Here is a 16,965-nt window from a genome sequence, read left to right on the forward strand (position 1 = left end):
TTCGCCAGCTGCTACATAAGCTGTGCTCAGCCTGCTGAGATGGGATCGATCAGTTCAGCACGTTATCCAGAATCTCATAAACAATCCCGGTCCCCACGGCGATCAGCACAATGTCGCCACCGGCACGACGCCACTCATAACCCTGATATTGCGGCAACCGGCCCAAGGCTCGGCCATCCAGGCGTTCGCCGTAATAACCGTGAGGCAATGGCCGACCGCGTTCCAGACGAATGCCTGGAGGCGGCGGTGCACCGCGTACGAAATAACCGTGATTGTCATGAATGGTCTGGCGCACCGGGCCAAAGTCCCGTGGCGGTGGGCCGCCGCGATGGTTGTCCTGCGGGCCACGGTGATCATTGCCACGATTGTCACCGTGATCGTTGCCGTGGTTGTCATATTGGCCCTGCTGCGGGCCGCCGTGGTCGTGATCGTCGCGCTGATCGGCGCTGGCGTGCAGCAACGGGGTCGCACTGAGCATCAGCACGCCCAGGCTGGCAATCAGACGTTTCGGCATTTTCATCGGGGGTTTCCTCACTGCACAAACAGCAAAAAGGGATTCAGAACGATGTCCTGAATCCCTCGGTCTTGCTGATTAGTGTGTGTGGCGAGGTGCTAATTCCTCTGTATCAAGAACTTTACCTTCAGCTGACCCGGGCCTTACGCACGCCCTCGGAAAGCGCGGCACAAAGGCTCAGCACGCCGTCGATTGCCTGGTCTGGTGTCGAAGCATTGGCGATGTGATCGATCAACGCCGAACCCACCACCACACCGTCCGCCAGACGCGCGATAGCCGCTGCCTGCTCCGGTGTACGGATACCGAAACCGATGCTGATCGGCAGGTCGGTGTGGCGACGCAGACGCGCCACCGCTTCCTCGACGTGCTCCAGGGTTGCCGCACCCGCTCCGGTCACACCCGCAACAGACACGTAATAGACGAAACCGGAGCTGCCATTCAGAACGGTTGGCAGACGCACATCATCGGTGGTTGGCGTGGTCAAACGGATGAAGTCCAGGCCCGCAGCCTGAGCCGGGTCGCACAGTTCGCCGTTATGCTCCGGTGGCAGATCCACCACGATCAGACCATCAACCCCGGCTTCTTTGGCGTCGGCGATGAAACGCGGCACGCCATACATGTGAATCGGGTTGAAGTAACCCATCAACACCAGCGGCGTCTCGGTGTTGCCTTCACGGAACTCGCGAACCATTTGCAGGGTTTTCGCCAGGTTCTGTTTGGCGCCCAGGGCGCGGATGTTGGCCAACTGGATCGCCGGGCCGTCGGCCATCGGGTCGGTGAAGGGCATGCCCAGCTCGATCACGTCGGCGCCAGCGCCGGGCAAGCCTTTGAGGATGGCCAACGAGGTGTCATAGCTCGGGTCGCCGGCGGTAACGAAGGTCACCAGGGCGGCGCGATTCTGTTCTTTAAGTTCAGCAAAACGCGTTTGCAGGCGGCTCATCAGTGTTTCTCCTGCTGGGACTGTTCCATATGGTGCATCACGGTTTGCATGTCTTTGTCGCCACGGCCGGACAGGTTGACCACCATCAGGTGATCTTTCGGCAGCTTCGGTGCGCGCTTGAACACTTCGGCCAAGGCATGGGCGCTTTCCAGGGCAGGAATAATCCCTTCCAGGCGGCAGCATTTGTGGAATGCATCGAGGGCTTCGTCGTCAGTCACCGAGGTGTACTGGACGCGGCCGATGTCGTGCAACCAGGCGTGTTCAGGGCCGATGCCCGGATAGTCGAGGCCGGCGGAGATCGAGTGGGCGTCGATGATCTGACCGTCGTCGTCCTGCAACAGGAAGGTCCGGTTGCCGTGTAACACGCCCGGTACGCCGCCGTTCAGGCTGGCCGCGTGTTTGCCGGTTTCGATACCGTAGCCGGCGGCTTCAACGCCGATGATCTCGACGCTCTTGTCATCCAGGAACGGGTGGAACAGGCCCATGGCGTTGGAACCACCGCCGATGCACGCCACCAAGGAGTCCGGCAGGCGGCCTTCCTGGTCTTGCAGTTGCGTACGGGTTTCCTTGCCGATCACAGACTGGAAGTCGCGAACCATGGCGGGATAAGGATGCGGGCCGGCGACAGTGCCGATCAGGTAGAAGGTGCTGTCGACGTTGGTCACCCAGTCACGCAGGGCTTCGTTCATCGCATCCTTCAGGGTGCCGGTGCCGGCCACCACCGGAATCACTTCGGCGCCCAGCAGCTTCATGCGGAAAACGTTGGCTTGCTGGCGTTCGATGTCCGTGGTGCCCATGTAGATCACGCAATCCAGGCCAAAACGCGCGGCCACGGTGGCGGTGGCCACGCCGTGCATGCCGGCGCCGGTCTCGGCGATGATGCGTTTCTTGCCCATGCGCCGCGCCAGCAGGATCTGGCCGATGCAGTTGTTGATCTTGTGCGCGCCGGTGTGGTTCAGCTCTTCGCGCTTGAGGTAAATCTTCGCGCCGCCGCAGAATTCGGTCAGGCGTTCAGCGTAATAAAGTGGACTTGGACGACCAACATAGTCGCGCTGGAAGTAGGCCAATTCTTCTTTGAATGCAGGATCTTCCTTGGCCAATTCGTATTCACGGGCCAGGTCGAGGATCAACGGCATCAGGGTTTCGGCGACGTAACGGCCGCCGAACGAGCCATACAGGCCGTTGGCGTCGGGGCCGTTGCGCAGATTAGTCTGGGTCATGGGTCGCTCCAGTGGGATTCGTGTGATGACAATGACGCTCACTCTACCCCTGACGTCCAAGCCTGAAAACCGATAAGATCGCCGCAACCTGTCAGGAAAACTCACAGATCCCATGAGCCACGACCTCCCCCCGCTGAACGCCCTTCGCGCCTTCGAAGCCACTGCCCGCCTCAACAGCGTCAGTCAGGCTGCCGAACAGCTGCACGTCACCCATGGTGCAGTCAGCCGACAACTCAAGGTGCTTGAAGAACACCTGGGCGTCAGCCTGTTCATCAAGGATGGACGTGGCCTTAAACTCACAGATGCCGGCGTTCGTCTGCGCGATGCCAGCACTGAAGCGTTCGAGCGATTGCGCACCGTGTGCGCCGAACTGACCCAAAGCACCGCCGATGCGCCCTTCGTGCTCGGCTGCTCGGGCAGCTTACTGGCGCGCTGGTTCATTCCGCGCCTCGGGCGCCTGAATGCGGACCTGCCGGACTTACGTCTGCATCTGTCCGCCGGAGAAGGCGATCTCGATCCACGACGTCCGGGGCTGGACGCCTTGCTGGTATTTGCCGAGCCGCCCTGGCCGGCGGACATGCAAGTCTATGAACTCGCCAGCGAACGCATCGGTCCGGTCATGAGCCCACGCTTCGCAGGCTACGAGCGACTGCAACAGGCGCCGGCCAGCGCGCTGCTGACCGAGCCGCTGCTGCACACCACATCCCGCCCTCAGGCTTGGCCGAGCTGGGCACAACAAAGCGGCCTCGACGCCAAGGCGTTGAAGTACGGGCAGGGTTTCGAGCATTTGTATTATTTGCTGGAAGCGGCGGTGGCAGGGCTGGGTGTGGCGATTGCCCCTGAGCCGCTGGTGGCCGAAGACTTGAAGGCCGGTCGCCTGGTTGCGCCGTGGGGTTTTTGCGAAACCCCGGCGCAACTGGCGCTTTGGCTACCCAAGCGCGCCGCGGACGGGCGCGCCCGGCAACTGGCGCAGTGGCTCAAGAACGAGCTGCGCCAAGCGGATTAGTCACCGCGTTTGCACAACAGATACGCCGCGAGCAGGCCGAGTGCGCCGACCGCGACCCCGGCTGTAGTCCAAGGGTGTTCCTGCGCGTAGTCCCGAGTAGCGATCCCGGTTTCGCGGGTTTTCACTTTCACTTCTTCATAGGCATCGCTGAGCAAGTGACGCGAATGCTTCAGCGCGCTTTCAGCATTGGCTTTCAACGCCTTGAGGGTTTTACGCGACTCGTCCGAGGCGTCGTCCTTCAGGCTTTCCAGCGACTTGAGAAGACTCTCGATCTCGGCTTCCATGCTTTGCAATGAGGCTTTACGTAAAGAGGTGTTGGCCATGGTGGCTCTCCTTCATTGGTGATGAGTAGCGTGTGTTGGTTGGGACTTCAGGGGTTTGAGAAAGTGCAGTAAATCTGAACTTTGCTGTGGGAATAGCCGACAGAAGTAATACGAAAAATCACTGCTAGGCTGTATTTCATACCCCAAGGAGAACGCCATGACTGACCATCACACGTACAAGAAAGTCGAGCTGGTCGGCTCGTCCCCTACCAGCATCGAAGATGCAATCAACAACGCGCTGGCCGAAGCCAGCAAAAGCCTCAAGCACCTGGAGTGGTTCGAAGTGACCGAAACCCGCGGGCACATCAAGGACGGCAAGGCTGCGCATTTCCAGGTGACGCTCAAAGTCGGGTTCCGGATTGCCAGCAGCTGAGTTTGAGCTAGTCTTCTGAACTTGCGCGCTGGCCGAGTGCCATAGGGAATGGCAAAGCGCTACATGTGTGCACCTGGCTGAATGCCGGGTGCCCCTATTGATCCGACCAGGGAATGCGACCGATGAAGAAGTTTATTTTGGCGGTAGGTTTGTTGAGCCTTGCAGGAACAGCCTTTGCTGACGGCAAGTCGTGTGAAGAGCTCAAGGCCGAAATCGCAGCGAAAATCGATGCCAAAGGCGTTTCCGGTTATTCGTTGGAAATTGTCGATAAAGGCGCCTCTGCCGACGGCAAAGTCGTTGGTAAGTGTGAGAAAGGCGCCAAGGAAATCGTCTACAAGCGTGGCTGATTTCCTTCAAGAATGAAAAAGCCGACGCAATGGCGTCGGCTTTTTTATGCCCGCAGTTTGAGCGTCAGCCCTTCATCACCTGCGCCAGCAACTCGTAGGAATGCACGCGATCGGCATGTTCATAGAGGTCGCTGGTGAAAATCAGCTCGTCAGCCTGGGTCTGCTCGATCAGCACCTCCAGTTTGGCGCGGATTTTCTGTGGGCTGCCGACCATGGCCAGGCCGAGGAAATCGCCGACCGCTTCTTTCTCATGGGGCAGCCACAGGCCATCCATGGTTTTCACCGGCGGACGTTGCACCAGGCTCTGGCCACGCATCAGCGCCAGGATTCGCTGGTACACCGAGGTCGCCAGGTAATCGGCCTGCTCGTCGGTGTCGGCCGCCACGAGTGGCACGCCGAGCATCACGTAGGGCTTGTCCAACACCGCCGACGGCTTGAAGTGATTACGGTAGACGCGAATCGCTTCGTGCATGAATCGCGGTGCGAAATGCGAGGCGAAGGCGTAGGGCAAACCGCGCTCACCAGCCAGTTGCGCGCTGAACAAGCTCGAACCGAGCAGCCAGACCGGGACATTGGTGCCAGTGCCCGGCATCGCGATGATCCGCTGGTCCGGGGTACGTGGGCCGAGGTAGCGCATCAGTTCGGCAACGTCTTGCGGGAAGTCATCGGCGCTGCCGGAGCGTTCACGACGCAGTGCGCGAGCGGTCATTTGATCGGAACCGGGAGCACGGCCCAGGCCCAGGTCGATACGGCCGGGGTACAGGCTTTCCAGGGTGCCGAACTGTTCAGCGATCACCAGAGGCGCGTGGTTGGGCAGCATCACGCCACCGGAACCGACGCGAATGGTCGAGGTGCCGCCGGCCAGGTAACCCAGCAGAACGGAAGTAGCGGAACTGGCGATGCCGTCCATGTTGTGGTGTTCGGCGACCCAGAAACGGGTGTAGCCAAATTTTTCGACGTGCTGTGCCAGGTCCAGGGAATTGCGCAGCGACTGGGCTGGGCTGCCGTTCTCGCGCACAGGCACCAGGTCGAGGGTCGAGAACTTGATATCGGACAGTCGTTTCATAAACCTGCTTCTCCAATGGGGGCGCAGGTTTTTTCACGAACGAAAACCTGCCGAGTCTAAAAGCGTTTCCTATGCAATGAGGGCATATACCCGAGTTTCAATAGCAGACCTGAATTTGCCTACCAGATAAGCGGTTTGTTCCGACAAGGTGAACTTTGCCAAGTCTTCTATCCTCAGAACCCTTAGCAACCGAAAACCACGAAGGCGCGACATTCCGCGCCGGATCTTGAGGAGGCAGACATGGCTATCACGAAGAAAGCATCGGCTCACTGGGAAGGTGATCTGAAAACCGGCATCGGTTCCATTTCCACGGAAACCGGTGTTCTCAGGGAAGCGCCCTACGGCTTCAAGGCTCGTTTCGAAGGCGGCAAGGGCACCAATCCGGAAGAGTTGATCGGCGCAGCCCACGCGGGCTGTTTCTCCATGGCGTTTTCGATGATCCTCGGCGGTGCAAACCTCACGGCTGAAAGCATCGATACCCAAGCCGAGGTCACCCTGGACCAGGTCGGCGAAGGCTTTGAGATTACAGCGGTGAAACTCATCCTCAAGGCGAAAATCCCCGGGGCGACCCAGGCGCAATTTGAAGAGCTGAGCAACAAGGCCAAAGAAGGCTGCCCGGTTTCCAAAGTGCTGAACGCGAAGATCACTCTGGATGCCACGCTGATCTCCTGATATTTAGGCGCTGATTGAACTGACGCCTTCGCGAGCAAGCCCGCTCCCACATTTTGAAATGCATTCCAAATGTGGGAGCGGGCTTGCTCGCGAAGGCGATCTAACAAACGACCCAACCCCAACGGCTAAACCCGCGCTTTGTGAGCGAAGTCAGAACTCGTTCTGCAAAACTATGGTCGAATAAATGACAGCAGCTCAAACGCATCCACTGGCGTGCTGCCTCAAGGGAGCTTCAACCATGAAACGTTTTGCCTTGGCGATTATCTGTTGCGCACTGGCCACTTCGGCCCTCGCGGCACCCAAATCCTGCGAAGAACTCAAGGCCGAGATCGAGGCCAAGATCCAGGCCAATAACGTCTCGTCCTACACCCTGGAAATCGTCAGCAATGACGAAGTCCACGATCAGAACATGGTCGTCGGCTCGTGCGAAAACGGCAGCAAAAAGATCATCTACCAAAAGAACGATCGTTGATCGGCCTCACATGATGCAATTGACCTCCCGATCCTCCGCCACGATCTCGCGCTTGGCGTTATACAGCCGGGCGCTGGGGGTGAAGGCCAGCGAGCGACCTTCCAGCATGTAGCGCTGGCCGGCCTCGAAATGGTCGTAGCGGATGGTCAGGTAGCAAAGACGCTCGGAGGGATCGATCATCAACCCCGAGCCGCCGCTGAACTCCTCGAAGTCGAAGCGCACTATCAACTCATGGCTGCCGGGGGTGACCTGAAAGAACCGCCCATCGGTCAAGCGCTGGTGATCCAGGCGTTCAGCCATGATCAACTTGCCACCGGGGGTCGGCGTCGACATGTCGACCCAGGCCATTTGTGGATCAACGGCCGGCAACGGGCTCAGGCAACCGGATAAAACACTACTGGCGGTGAGCAACAGCAACAACCTGCGCATGATGAATGTCCCGATGATTGGGTATCCAGCATACCGCCGATCACGTGCGTTGGCAGCCAGCCGGCGTGGCCTGGCCGATCACATTTCGCTGCTGGTCATAGAGCTTGGCCCAGGGCCGGAAACCGATATTCCCCGCTTGCAGTTGATAGCGCTCACCGGCGTTGAAATCCTTGAATTTCACACTCAACTGACAATCGCGCCACAGCGGCTCACTGGCGGGGCCAATGTTGGTGGGATCGACGGCGAACTGGTAGCGAACCTTCAATTCATGGCTGCCGGGTTGTACTTCGAAGAAGCGTTTGTCAGTCGCGGTCTTGTCATCGACTTTCAAAGCCTGCAACGCCGAATCTTCCTGCTTGGAAGCCAGATCGATCCACGCTTGGTTCGGGTCAGGATCGGGCATTCCGAATCCGGCACAACCGGCCAGCGTCAGCAGGCCTCCAGTCAGCATCAACATGCGCATAGCGGAGCTCCAGTGTGGCGGGATAGTCTTGTGGGCAGACTTTCCAGGGATGTTCTTATTGTGATCAGGCCGCGTCCAAGCCTTGGGTTACTTGATCGCGTTTTGCGCGTTTTGTTTCCGGGTGTGTTGTTTTTATTGCTCAACGGTTGCGCCAGCGTCAGCTACTACAGCCAGCTGGCGGGCGGCCAACTGCAATTGCTGCGGTCCCGGGAACCGGTGGCCGAGGTGATTGCCGATCCTCAACGCGATCCGAAACTGCGTGCGCACCTGGCCCAGTCGCAAAAGGCCCGGTTGTTCGCCAGCCAGCAACTGCACCTGCCGGACAATCAGAGTTATCGCCTCTACGCCGACATTGGCCGGCCCTATGTCGTGTGGAATGTGTTCGTCACGCCGGAATTTTCCCTGACCCCGCAAAACCATTGCTTCCCCATCGCCGGGTGCGTGGCCTATCGCGGCTATTACAGCCAGAGCGCGGCCCGGGGCGAGGCGGCATTACAACGGCTGCAAGGCATGGACGTGTCGATCGGCGGGGTCGAGGCCTATTCGACCCTGGGCTGGTTCAACGATCCGATCATCAGCTCAATGATGAATTGGGGCGACGAGCGTCTGGCCACGCTGATCTTTCATGAACTGGCCCATCAGCGCTTTTATGTGAAGGACGACACCGAGTTCAACGAGTCCTTCGCCACCTTTGTCGAACAGGAAGGCACCCGCCAGTGGCGCGCCAGCCGTGGCCTCGCCCCGGACAACGGCAAGTCGATGCAACAGCGTGACCAGCTCACGCAACTGGTTCTCGACACCCGCACACGCCTTGAACGCCTGTACGCCCTGCCCCTGCCCGTCGAGCAAATGCGCCAACGCAAGGCTGCAGAATTCGAACGGCTGCGCAGCGACTATCGAGCGCTGCGCGACAGCCAATGGGCCGGCGACAAGCGTTATGACGCATGGGTCAATGCGCCGATGAACAATGCCAAGCTGCTGCCGTTTGGCTTGTATGACCAGTGGGTGCCGGCGTTTGCGGCGCTGTTCAAGCAGGTGGATGGGGATTGGGTGAGGTTTTATGCCGAGGTTGAGAGGCTGGGTGGATTGCCGGTTGATGAGCGTAAGGCGGCGTTGAAAGTGTTGGCAGGGTTGGAGAATAGCGGCGGCTGATCCGGCCTCTTCGCGGGCAAGCCTCGCTCCTACAGGTTTGCGTCGAGTGGTGATGATGCGTACGGCGCTATTCTGTAGGAGCGAGGCTTGCCCGCGAAGGCGTCTTTGAAATCACAACCAGATCGCATCCCACAACGGATAATCCCCAGCCTTCGAGACCAATCCCGCGCGTATAGGGTTACGAACGATATATCGAGCAACCGCCTGCAAATCTTCTTCCTTGCGAATGGCGCGGTCGTGATACCCATGTTGCCAAACCGGACCTTGGCGTCCGACCGCACGATTAAGCGTCACTGCGATGCGTGATTTGGTCCGAGCCATCAACGTGGGCAGTTGAGTGTTTTGTAACTCGATCAGCCAATGGAAATGGTCCGGCATGACGACCCAGGCTAATGACGTCGCGAACCCTTCTCGCTCTGCCGTTCTAAAGGCGTCGACCACCAAACGCCCACACTTGAAGTCGTTGAACAGCGGCTCTCGATTGAGAACTACGGCCGTCAGTAGATAAATCTGCCCAGATTCCGAATAGCGTCCGTTGCGCAATCGATGGGCATGTTTGAGCTCTGGCAATGATGATCCTCCTTGATCGTGGCCTTGGTTTTAGCCTAGGACGATCAGAAGGGATCGGAGTGAGGACATTAGGTCAGGATGTGTCTGCTGGGACGCCTTCGCGGGCAAGCCTCGCTCCTACAGGTTCGCGTCGAGTGGTGATGATGCGTCTGTAGGAGCGAGGCTTGCCCGCGCAGACGATTTTGCTAACGCTGCAAAAACGCCTGATGCATCTCTTCCAGCGTTTCAAAGTGATAAGCCGGCGCCTCTGCGCTTAGCTCTTCGCGGCTGCCAAAACCGTACCCCACCGCTGCCGCGTCCAGCCCGTTGCTACGGGCGCCGATCAAGTCGTGTTTGCGGTCGCCGATCATCAGGGTGTTGGCCGGGTCGAGGCCTTCTTCGGCGATCAAATGGGCGATCAGTTCGACTTTGTTGGTCCGCGTCCCGTCCAGTTCGCTGCCGTAGATCACTTTGAAGTGCTTGGCGAAGTCGAAGTGCCGGGCGATTTCCCGGGCGAATACCCAGGGTTTGGAGGTGGCGATGTAGAGCTGTCGCCCTTGACCGCTCAGGGTTTCCAGCAGCGGGGTAACGCCATCGAACACGCGGTTCTCGTACAGGCCGGTGACTTTGAAACGCTCGCGGTAGAAATTCACCGCCTCCCAGGCCTTGGCCTCGTCGAACTCATAGAACTGCATGAACGCCTGCAACAGCGGCGGGCCGATGAAGTGTTCGAGCTTGGTCAGGTCGGGCTCATCGATGCCCAGTTTGGCCAGGGCGAACTGGATCGAGCGGGTAATGCCCTCGCGGGGGTCGGTCAGGGTGCCATCGAGGTCGAACAGAACAGTTTGGTAATGCATGAAAAATCCTGGGCAAGAGTGAGACGGTTCAGAGCTGGTCGTAGCCTTCGGCCAGATGCAGGTCCTTGAGCTTCACGTAGTTCGCCGCGCTGTAGGTGAAAAACGCTCGTTCCTTGTCCGTCAGCGGGCGAATCTGTTTCACCGGGCTGCCCACGTACAGGAAACCGCTTTCCAGGCGCTTGCCCGGTGGCACCAGGCTGCCGGCGCCGATGATCACGTCGTCCTCGACCACCGCACCGTCCATGACAATGCTGCCCATGCCGATCAACACCCGACTGCCCACCGAACAACCGTGAAGCATGACTTTATGGGCGACGGTCACGTCATCGCCGATCAAGCATGGAAAGCCATCCGGGTTGAACGGTCCGGCGTGGGTGATGTGCAGCACGCAGCCGTCCTGGACGCTGGTGCGCGCACCGATGCGGATGCGGTGCATGTCGCCGCGGATCACCGTCAGCGGCCAGACGGAGCTGTCATCGCCGATTTCGACGTCGCCGATTACCACCGCCGAGCCGTCGACAAAAGCGCCTTTGCCCAGTAGCGGCGTGTGGTTCAGATACTTGCGAAGGGTCACGATAGGTTCTCTCTCTGTCGCTGATAGCTGCGGTGAGCGTCGATTGTAATTAAGATGGCCGCATGTTTCTTCCAGCCAAGGTGCCAACCGTGAGCGTGAACAACCCTCTTTTGCAGTCCTACGACCTGCCGCCGTTCTCGGCGATCCGCGCCGAGCACGTGCAACCGGCCATTGAACAGATCCTGGCTGACAACCGCGCCGCCATTATCGAGATCCTCAAAACCCAGGCCACACAACCGACCTGGGCCGGCCTGGTGCTGGCGATGGACGAACTCAATGATCGCCTGGGCGCCGCTTGGAGCCCGGTCAGCCACCTGAACGCCGTGTGCAACAGCGCCGAATTGCGTGAAGCCTACGAGTCTTGCCTGCCAGCCCTGAGCGCCTACTCCACCGAGATGGGCCAGAACCGCGAGCTGTTCCAGGCCTTCGAAGCCCTGGCCAACAGCCCGGAAGCCGCCGGTTTCGACGTGGCGCAGAAAACTATCCTGGAACACGCCCTGCGTGACTTCCGTTTGTCGGGTATCGACCTGCCGGAAGCCGAACAGAAGCGTTACGCCGAAGTACAAAGCAAGCTGTCCGAGTTGGGCAGCCGCTTCTCCAATCAATTGCTCGACGCCACCCAGGCCTGGACCAAGCACGTCACCGACGAAGCCGCCCTCGCCGGCCTGACCGATTCGGCCAAGGCGCAAATGGCTGCTGCAGCACAAGCCAAAGGTCTGGAAGGTTTCCTGATTACCCTGGAATTCCCGAGCTACTACGCGGTGATGACCTACGCCCACGACCGTGCCTTGCGCGAAGAAGTCTACGCCGCCTACTGCACCCGTGCGTCGGACCAAGGCCCGAATGCCGGTCAGAACGATAACGGCCCCGTGATGGAAGAAATCCTCGACCTGCGTCAGGAACTGGCCAAGCTGCTGGGTTTCGCCAGTTTCTCGGAGCTGAGTCTGGCGACCAAAATGGCCGAATCCAGCGACCAGGTACTCAGTTTCCTACGGGACCTGGCCAAACGCAGCAAACCATTCGCCGCCCAGGACCTGGAACAGCTCAAGGCCTACGCCGCCGAACAGGGCTGCCCGGACCTGCAAAGCTGGGACAGCGGTTTCTACGGCGAAAAACTCCGTGAACAACGTTACAGCGTTGCCCAGGAAGCCCTGCGCGCCTACTTCCCGATCGACAAAGTGCTGGGCGGCCTGTTCGCCATTGTCCAGCGCCTGTACGGCATCGAGATCGCCGAGCAGAAAGGCTTCGACACCTGGCATCCGGACGTTCGTCTGTTCGAGATCAAGGAAAACGGCCAGCACGTCGGCCGCTTCTTCTTCGACCTCTACGCCCGCGCCAACAAGCGTGGCGGTGCCTGGATGGACGGCGCCCGCGACCGTCGTCGCACCGCTGAAGGCGTGCTGCAAAGCCCGGTGGCCAACCTTGTGTGCAACTTCACCCCGGCCGACAGCGGCAAGCCTGCGCTGCTGACCCACGATGAAGTCACCACCCTGTTCCACGAATTCGGCCATGGCCTGCATCACCTGCTGACCCGCGTCGAGCATGCCGGCGTGTCCGGCATCAACGGCGTGGCGTGGGATGCGGTCGAACTGCCAAGCCAGTTCATGGAAAACTGGTGCTGGGAGCCGGAAGGCCTGGCGCTGATTTCCGGTCACTACGAAACCGGCGAACCGCTGCCCCAAGACCTGCTGGGCAAAATGCTCGCCGCGAAAAACTTCCAGTCCGGCCTGATGATGGTCCGCCAACTGGAGTTCTCGTTGTTCGATTTCGAACTGCACGCCACCCACGGCGACGGCCGCAGCGTGGCACAAGTGCTCGAAGGCGTGCGTGACGAGGTCTCGGTGATGCGTCCGCCAGCCTACAACCGCTTCCCGAACAGCTTCGCCCACATCTTCGCCGGCGGTTACGCGGCGGGTTACTACAGCTATAAGTGGGCGGAAGTGCTGTCCGCTGATGCTTTCTCGAAGTTTGAAGAAGACGGCGTGCTGAATGCCGAAACCGGCCGCGCCTTCCGCGAAGCCATCCTGGCCCGCGGTGGCTCTCAGGAGCCGATGGTGCTGTTCGTCGACTTCCGTGGCCGTGCGCCATCGATTGACGCACTCTTGCGCCACAGCGGCCTGAGTGAGGACGCGGCAGCATGAGCGAGGGGCCTGTGATCACCAAGAAACGCTTTATCGCCGGGGCGGTCTGCCCGGCGTGCAGCGAGCCGGACAAATTGATGATGTGGAACGAAGACGAGGTCCCGCACCGTGAGTGCGTGGCCTGCGGTTATTCCGACACGCTCAATGAACAAGGTTTGTCCGTGCCCAAGGAATTGGGCACGCGGGTCAATGTTTCGGCGCTGAAAGTGCCGGACGCCAAGGTTCAGGCGGTGCAATTCTTCCCGAACCCGAAACTGAAGAAAAAGCCTGACGAGCAACACTGAATGATCCCTTGGGGGAGCGGGCTTGCTCGCGAAGGCGGCGTGTCATTCGGCAGAGATGTTGACTGACACACCGTATTCGCGAGCAAGCCCGCTCCCACAAGGTTTTCGGCTTTCCTACTTCTCGACGTTCGCGGATTTGAACCAGCTCTTCATCGAGCACATGGCGAACGGGCTGGTGCTGCAATCCCCGCTGGCCAGTGCCGTGCGCAATTTGTCGGCATCCGCCTGCATCATGTAGCGAACGCCATCCTTGAAGTGGGTGCTGTCGCCAAAACCGCCCTGGGTCATTTCACTCAGTGCGTCTTCCTTGCTCCAACCCTGCACCACCACCCGGTACATCGCCGCCATCAGGCCGGTGCGATCGGAGCCGTGTTTGCAATGCATCAGCACCGGGCCTTTGGCCTCCGCGTCCTGAATGGCGCGAAGGGCGGCGAGTACCTGCGCGTCATCCACGTGATTGGTGCGGTAAGGCAGTTGGACCAGGTTGATACCCGGCGCGGACAACCAGCGCGAGTCTGATTCAGGCAAGAAGTTGATGACGGTTGCGACCTTGAGTTTTTCCAGCAGCGGCACGACGCCACTGTCCGGCAAAGCGCTGCGGTACAGGGTTGGCGACATTTGATAGAGGTTGTATTTCGCCTCAACCGATTGCGCCCATTCGGCAGGGCGCGGCGATGCGCTGTCGTCGGCCACTGCCAGCGATAGATTGAAAAAGGCAATCAACGACAGACACATCGCTGGGATAAGACGGGTATTGGGCATGCTGGGCGACCGTGCAGGAGGAAGCGGATATGGCTGTCAGCTTCAGCCTTGAGCGGTCAAAGCGCTGTGAGGCCCTTGTCAAAGAATCGTGAATGCAGCGACTTTCGTCGCATAACCCGGTTTTATTTCTGCTGAATCGATTCACCCTGATACTTAGGCTGCTACCATTTGTTACCAAAGTTTGCAGAAGTGCGGCGTTCTCCCTGAATGCCCAGCGTCCGCCTTCCTGCCAAAACGAAAAGCCGTTCGACGAAACGGCTAAAAACCATCAATGCCTGATGAGGTGCACCCCATGTCTGATCAAGATCGAGACAACCCCCGGCGTGAGTTTTTGCGCAAATCCCTGACCTTGATCCCGGTGGTCACCGTCGCCAGTACCGCGCTGGGCAGTTCCGTGCTGCTCGCCGCACCCGAAGCGGCGCCTGCCAGTCCCGGCAAGACGCCCGTCAGCGCCAGCACCTATGAACCCAGCTACTTCACCGCCGAAGAATGGACGTTCATCAAGGCTGCCGTCGCCCAGTTGATCCCGAACGATGCCCAAGGCCCCGGCGCCCTGGAAGCCGGCGTGCCGGAATACATCGATCGCCAGATGAACACCCCGTACGCCGCCGGCGCGTTGTGGTTCATGCAGGGTCCGTTCAATGCCGACGCCCCGGCGGAAATGGGCTGGCAGAGCAAACTCGTACCCAAAGAGATCTATCGCCTGGGCATCGCCGCCACGGACGCTTGGTCGAAAACCTTCAACGGTAAAGTATTTGCTGAGCAAGACAGCGCTACCCGAGACGATTTACTCAAGCAACTCGAGGCCGGAAAACCCGATTTCGCCAGCGTGCCGTCGAAGATTTTCTTCAACCTGCTGCTGCAAAACACCAAGGAAGGGTTCTTCTGCGACCCGATCCACGGCGGCAACAAAGGCATGGTCGGCTGGACCATGATCGGCTTCCCCGGCGCCCGCGCCGATTTCATGGATTGGGTGGAACGCAACGAGCAATACCCCTTCCCGGCAGTTTCGATTCGCGGCGAGAGGGCATAAGCATGGCAACGGTAATGAAGAAGGTCGACGCGGTGATCGTCGGTTTCGGCTGGACCGGCGCGATCATGGCCAAGGAGCTGACAGAAGCCGGCCTGAACGTGCTGGCGCTGGAGCGCGGGCCGATGCAGGACACTTACCCTGACGGCAACTATCCCCAGGTGATCGACGAACTCACCTACAGCGTGCGGAAAAAACTCTTCCAGGACATCTCCAAAGAGACCGTGACCATTCGCCATAGCGTGAATGACATCGCGCTGCCGAACCGCCAGCTCGGCGCGTTCCTGCCCGGCAATGGCGTGGGCGGCGCGGGTCTGCACTGGTCCGGCGTGCACTTTCGGGTCGACCCCATCGAGCTGCGGATGCGCAGCCATTACGAAGAACGCTACGGCAAACACTTCATCCCCAAGGACATGACCATCCAGGACTTCGGCGTCAGCTATGAAGAACTGGAACCGTTTTTCGATTACGCCGAGAAAGTGTTCGGCACCTCGGGCCAGGCCTGGACGGTGAACGGTCAGTTGGTCGGCGAAGGCAAGGGCGGCAACCCTTACGCGCCGGATCGCTCTAACCCTTTCCCGCTGGAATCCCAGAAGAATACGGTTTCCGCACAACTGTTTCAGAAAGCGGCCACGGCCGTAGGTTACAAACCCTACAACCTGCCGTCGGCCAATACCTCTGGCCCGTACACCAACCCCTACGGCGCGCAGATGGGGCCGTGCAACTTCTGCGGTTTTTGCAGTGGTTACGTCTGCTACATGTATTCTAAGGCATCGCCGAACGTGAACATTCTGCCGGCGCTCAAGCCGCTGCCGAATTTCGAACTGCGTGCCAACTCCCACGTGCTGCGGGTCAACCTCGACAGCACCAAGAGCAAAGCCACCGGCGTCACCTACATCGATGGCCAGGGCCGGGAGATCGAGCAACCGGCCGACCTGGTGATCCTCGGTGCCTTCCAGTTCCATAACGTGCGCCTGATGTTGCTTTCGGGCATCGGCAAGCCGTACGACCCGATCAGCGGCGAAGGCGTGGTCGGCAAGAATTTCGCCTACCAGAACATGGCCACGATCAAGGCGTTCTTCGACAAGGACACCCACACCAACAACTTCATCGGTGCCGGCGGCAATGGCGTGGCCATCGATGACTTCAACGCCGACAACTTCGACCACGGACCGCATGGCTTCGTCGGCGGTTCGCCGATGTGGGTCAACCAGGCCGGCAGCCGACCGATTGCCGGGACCTCCAACCCGCCAGGCACCCCGGCCTGGGGCAGTGCCTGGAAACGCGCCACCGCCGATTACTACACCCACCAGGTGTCGATGGACGCCCACGGCGCGCATCAGTCCTACCGTGGCAACTACCTCGATCTCGACCCGGTTTACCGGGATTCCTACGGCTTGCCGCTGCTGCGGATGACCTTCGACTGGCAGGAAAACGACATCAAGATGAACCGCTTCATGGTCGAAAAAATGGGCAAGATCGCCGAAGCCATGGGCCCCAAAGCCATCGCCGTGATCGGCAAGCAGGTCGGTGATCACTTCAACACCGCGGCCTACCAGACCACCCACCTCAACGGTGGCGCGATCATGGGCACCAACCCGAAAACCAGCGCGCTGAACCGTTACTTGCAGAGCTGGGACGTGCACAACGTGTTTGTCCCTGGCGCGTCAGCTTTCCCACAAGGCCTGGGCTACAACCCTACAGGCCTGGTCGCCGCATTGACCTACTGGTCGGCCCGGGCGATCCGCGAGCAGTACCTGAAAAACCCCGGCCCACTGGTTCAGGCTTAAG

General features: G+C 59.8%; 21 protein-coding genes. 10 read left to right on the forward strand and 11 right to left on the reverse strand.

What is annotated here, in order from left to right:
- Positions 1 to 49 precede the first annotated feature (49 nt).
- The 3 genes from BK665_RS20410 to trpB all read right to left on the reverse strand — a co-directional run bounded on the left by BK665_RS20410 (position 50) and on the right by trpB (position 2,674).
- Entirely contained in the window at positions 50 to 520 is a 471-nt protein-coding gene (locus BK665_RS20410; RefSeq protein ID WP_123408453.1) for an anti-virulence regulator CigR family protein, read from the reverse strand.
- A gap of 121 nt (positions 521 to 641) precedes the next feature.
- Positions 642 to 1,454 (reverse strand): tryptophan synthase subunit alpha, encoded by an 813-nt coding sequence (trpA, locus tag BK665_RS20415; RefSeq protein ID WP_123408454.1) that lies wholly within the window; start codon positions 1,452 to 1,454, stop codon positions 642 to 644.
- Positions 1,454 to 2,674 (reverse strand): tryptophan synthase subunit beta, encoded by a 1,221-nt coding sequence (gene trpB, locus BK665_RS20420; RefSeq protein WP_123408455.1) that lies wholly within the window; start codon positions 2,672 to 2,674, stop codon positions 1,454 to 1,456. Before trpB ends, trpA begins: the two co-directional genes overlap by 1 nt.
- Before the next feature lie 112 nt (positions 2,675 to 2,786).
- Here trpB and BK665_RS20425 point away from each other — a divergent pair, with 112 nt between their 5' ends.
- On the forward strand, positions 2,787 to 3,680 hold the full coding sequence (locus BK665_RS20425) for a LysR family transcriptional regulator (RefSeq protein WP_123408456.1): 894 nt from the start codon (positions 2,787 to 2,789) through the stop codon (positions 3,678 to 3,680).
- On the opposite strand, the gene BK665_RS20430 is transcribed toward BK665_RS20425, so the two are convergent.
- On the reverse strand, positions 3,677 to 4,003 hold the full coding sequence (locus BK665_RS20430; protein ID WP_123408457.1) for an ElaB/YgaM/YqjD family protein: 327 nt from the start codon (positions 4,001 to 4,003) through the stop codon (positions 3,677 to 3,679). The two genes, BK665_RS20425 and BK665_RS20430, sit on opposite strands and share 4 nt — an antisense overlap.
- Before the next feature lie 157 nt (positions 4,004 to 4,160).
- On the opposite strand from BK665_RS20430, the gene BK665_RS20435 reads away from it, so the two are divergent.
- Together BK665_RS20435 and BK665_RS20440 are read left to right on the forward strand one after the other, a co-directional pair.
- Entirely contained in the window at positions 4,161 to 4,376 is a 216-nt protein-coding gene (locus tag BK665_RS20435; protein ID WP_054047931.1) for a dodecin, read from the forward strand.
- A 122-nt stretch (positions 4,377 to 4,498) separates the two neighbouring features.
- The gene (locus tag BK665_RS20440; RefSeq protein WP_123408458.1) at positions 4,499 to 4,723 is read left to right on the forward strand and encodes a DUF1161 domain-containing protein; all 225 of its coding nucleotides are present in this window, start codon (positions 4,499 to 4,501) and stop codon (positions 4,721 to 4,723) included.
- 64 nt (positions 4,724 to 4,787) lie between these two features.
- Here BK665_RS20440 and BK665_RS20445 read toward each other — a convergent pair whose 3' ends face one another.
- Positions 4,788 to 5,789 carry an LLM class flavin-dependent oxidoreductase gene (locus BK665_RS20445; protein WP_123408459.1) on the reverse strand — a complete coding sequence of 334 codons (1,002 nt, stop codon included), beginning with the start codon at positions 5,787 to 5,789 and terminating at the stop codon, positions 4,788 to 4,790.
- 240 nt (positions 5,790 to 6,029) lie between these two features.
- On the opposite strand from BK665_RS20445, the gene BK665_RS20450 reads away from it, so the two are divergent.
- Positions 6,030 to 6,461, forward strand: a complete 432-nt coding sequence (locus tag BK665_RS20450) for an OsmC family protein (RefSeq protein ID WP_123408460.1) — start codon at positions 6,030 to 6,032, stop codon at positions 6,459 to 6,461.
- A 238-nt stretch (positions 6,462 to 6,699) separates the two neighbouring features.
- On the forward strand, positions 6,700 to 6,933 hold the full coding sequence (locus BK665_RS20455; RefSeq protein ID WP_123408461.1) for a DUF1161 domain-containing protein: 234 nt from the start codon (positions 6,700 to 6,702) through the stop codon (positions 6,931 to 6,933).
- Positions 6,934 to 6,939: 6 nt separating this feature from the next.
- Here the strand turns inward: BK665_RS20455 and BK665_RS20460 are convergent, their stop codons facing one another.
- A complete protein-coding gene (locus BK665_RS20460) occupies positions 6,940 to 7,362 on the reverse strand; it encodes a PA0061/PA0062 family lipoprotein (protein ID WP_123408462.1) in 423 nt (140 codons plus the stop codon).
- A 40-nt stretch (positions 7,363 to 7,402) separates the two neighbouring features.
- Positions 7,403 to 7,825 carry a PA0061/PA0062 family lipoprotein gene (locus BK665_RS20465; protein WP_123408463.1) on the reverse strand — a complete coding sequence of 141 codons (423 nt, stop codon included), beginning with the start codon at positions 7,823 to 7,825 and terminating at the stop codon, positions 7,403 to 7,405.
- Positions 7,826 to 7,885: 60 nt separating this feature from the next.
- Between BK665_RS20465 and BK665_RS20470 the strand changes: the two genes are divergently transcribed.
- Positions 7,886 to 8,977, forward strand: a complete 1,092-nt coding sequence (locus BK665_RS20470) for an aminopeptidase (RefSeq protein WP_123408464.1) — start codon at positions 7,886 to 7,888, stop codon at positions 8,975 to 8,977.
- 111 nt (positions 8,978 to 9,088) lie between these two features.
- On the opposite strand, the gene BK665_RS20475 is transcribed toward BK665_RS20470, so the two are convergent.
- The 3 genes from BK665_RS20475 to BK665_RS20485 all read right to left on the reverse strand — a co-directional run bounded on the left by BK665_RS20475 (position 9,089) and on the right by BK665_RS20485 (position 10,957).
- Positions 9,089 to 9,547 carry an REP-associated tyrosine transposase gene (locus BK665_RS20475; RefSeq protein ID WP_123408465.1) on the reverse strand — a complete coding sequence of 153 codons (459 nt, stop codon included), beginning with the start codon at positions 9,545 to 9,547 and terminating at the stop codon, positions 9,089 to 9,091.
- 185 nt (positions 9,548 to 9,732) lie between these two features.
- Positions 9,733 to 10,383, reverse strand: a complete 651-nt coding sequence (locus BK665_RS20480; protein WP_123408466.1) for an HAD family hydrolase — start codon at positions 10,381 to 10,383, stop codon at positions 9,733 to 9,735.
- Between the two features lie 28 nt (positions 10,384 to 10,411).
- Complete coding sequence (locus BK665_RS20485; RefSeq protein WP_123408467.1) at positions 10,412 to 10,957, reverse strand: gamma carbonic anhydrase family protein; 546 nt, start codon at positions 10,955 to 10,957, stop codon at positions 10,412 to 10,414.
- A gap of 62 nt (positions 10,958 to 11,019) precedes the next feature.
- Here BK665_RS20485 and prlC point away from each other — a divergent pair, with 62 nt between their 5' ends.
- Positions 11,020 to 13,098, forward strand: a complete 2,079-nt coding sequence (gene prlC, locus BK665_RS20490) for an oligopeptidase A (protein ID WP_185076594.1) — start codon at positions 11,020 to 11,022, stop codon at positions 13,096 to 13,098.
- Positions 13,095 to 13,382 (forward strand): YheV family putative zinc ribbon protein, encoded by a 288-nt coding sequence (locus BK665_RS20495; RefSeq protein ID WP_123408468.1) that lies wholly within the window; start codon positions 13,095 to 13,097, stop codon positions 13,380 to 13,382. The genes prlC and BK665_RS20495 overlap by 4 nt, the downstream gene beginning before the upstream one ends.
- 114 nt (positions 13,383 to 13,496) lie before the next feature.
- On the opposite strand, the gene BK665_RS20505 is transcribed toward BK665_RS20495, so the two are convergent.
- Positions 13,497 to 14,144, reverse strand: coding sequence for a phosphatase domain-containing protein (locus tag BK665_RS20505; protein WP_123408469.1), 648 nt, complete (start codon positions 14,142 to 14,144; stop codon positions 13,497 to 13,499).
- A gap of 292 nt (positions 14,145 to 14,436) precedes the next feature.
- Between BK665_RS20505 and BK665_RS20510 the strand changes: the two genes are divergently transcribed.
- Both BK665_RS20510 and BK665_RS20515 read left to right on the forward strand, forming a co-directional pair.
- Complete coding sequence (locus tag BK665_RS20510) at positions 14,437 to 15,177, forward strand: gluconate 2-dehydrogenase subunit 3 family protein (RefSeq protein ID WP_123408470.1); 741 nt, start codon at positions 14,437 to 14,439, stop codon at positions 15,175 to 15,177.
- Between the two features lie 2 nt (positions 15,178 to 15,179).
- Positions 15,180 to 16,964: a GMC family oxidoreductase gene (locus tag BK665_RS20515; protein WP_123408471.1), complete on the forward strand. Its 1,785-nt coding sequence runs from the start codon at positions 15,180 to 15,182 to the stop codon at positions 16,962 to 16,964.
- Position 16,965 lies beyond the last annotated feature (1 nt).

It is taken from the genome of Pseudomonas frederiksbergensis, from assembly GCF_003732665.1.
In the GTDB taxonomy this organism is placed as follows: Bacteria; Pseudomonadota; Gammaproteobacteria; order Pseudomonadales; family Pseudomonadaceae; genus Aquipseudomonas; species Aquipseudomonas frederiksbergensis_G.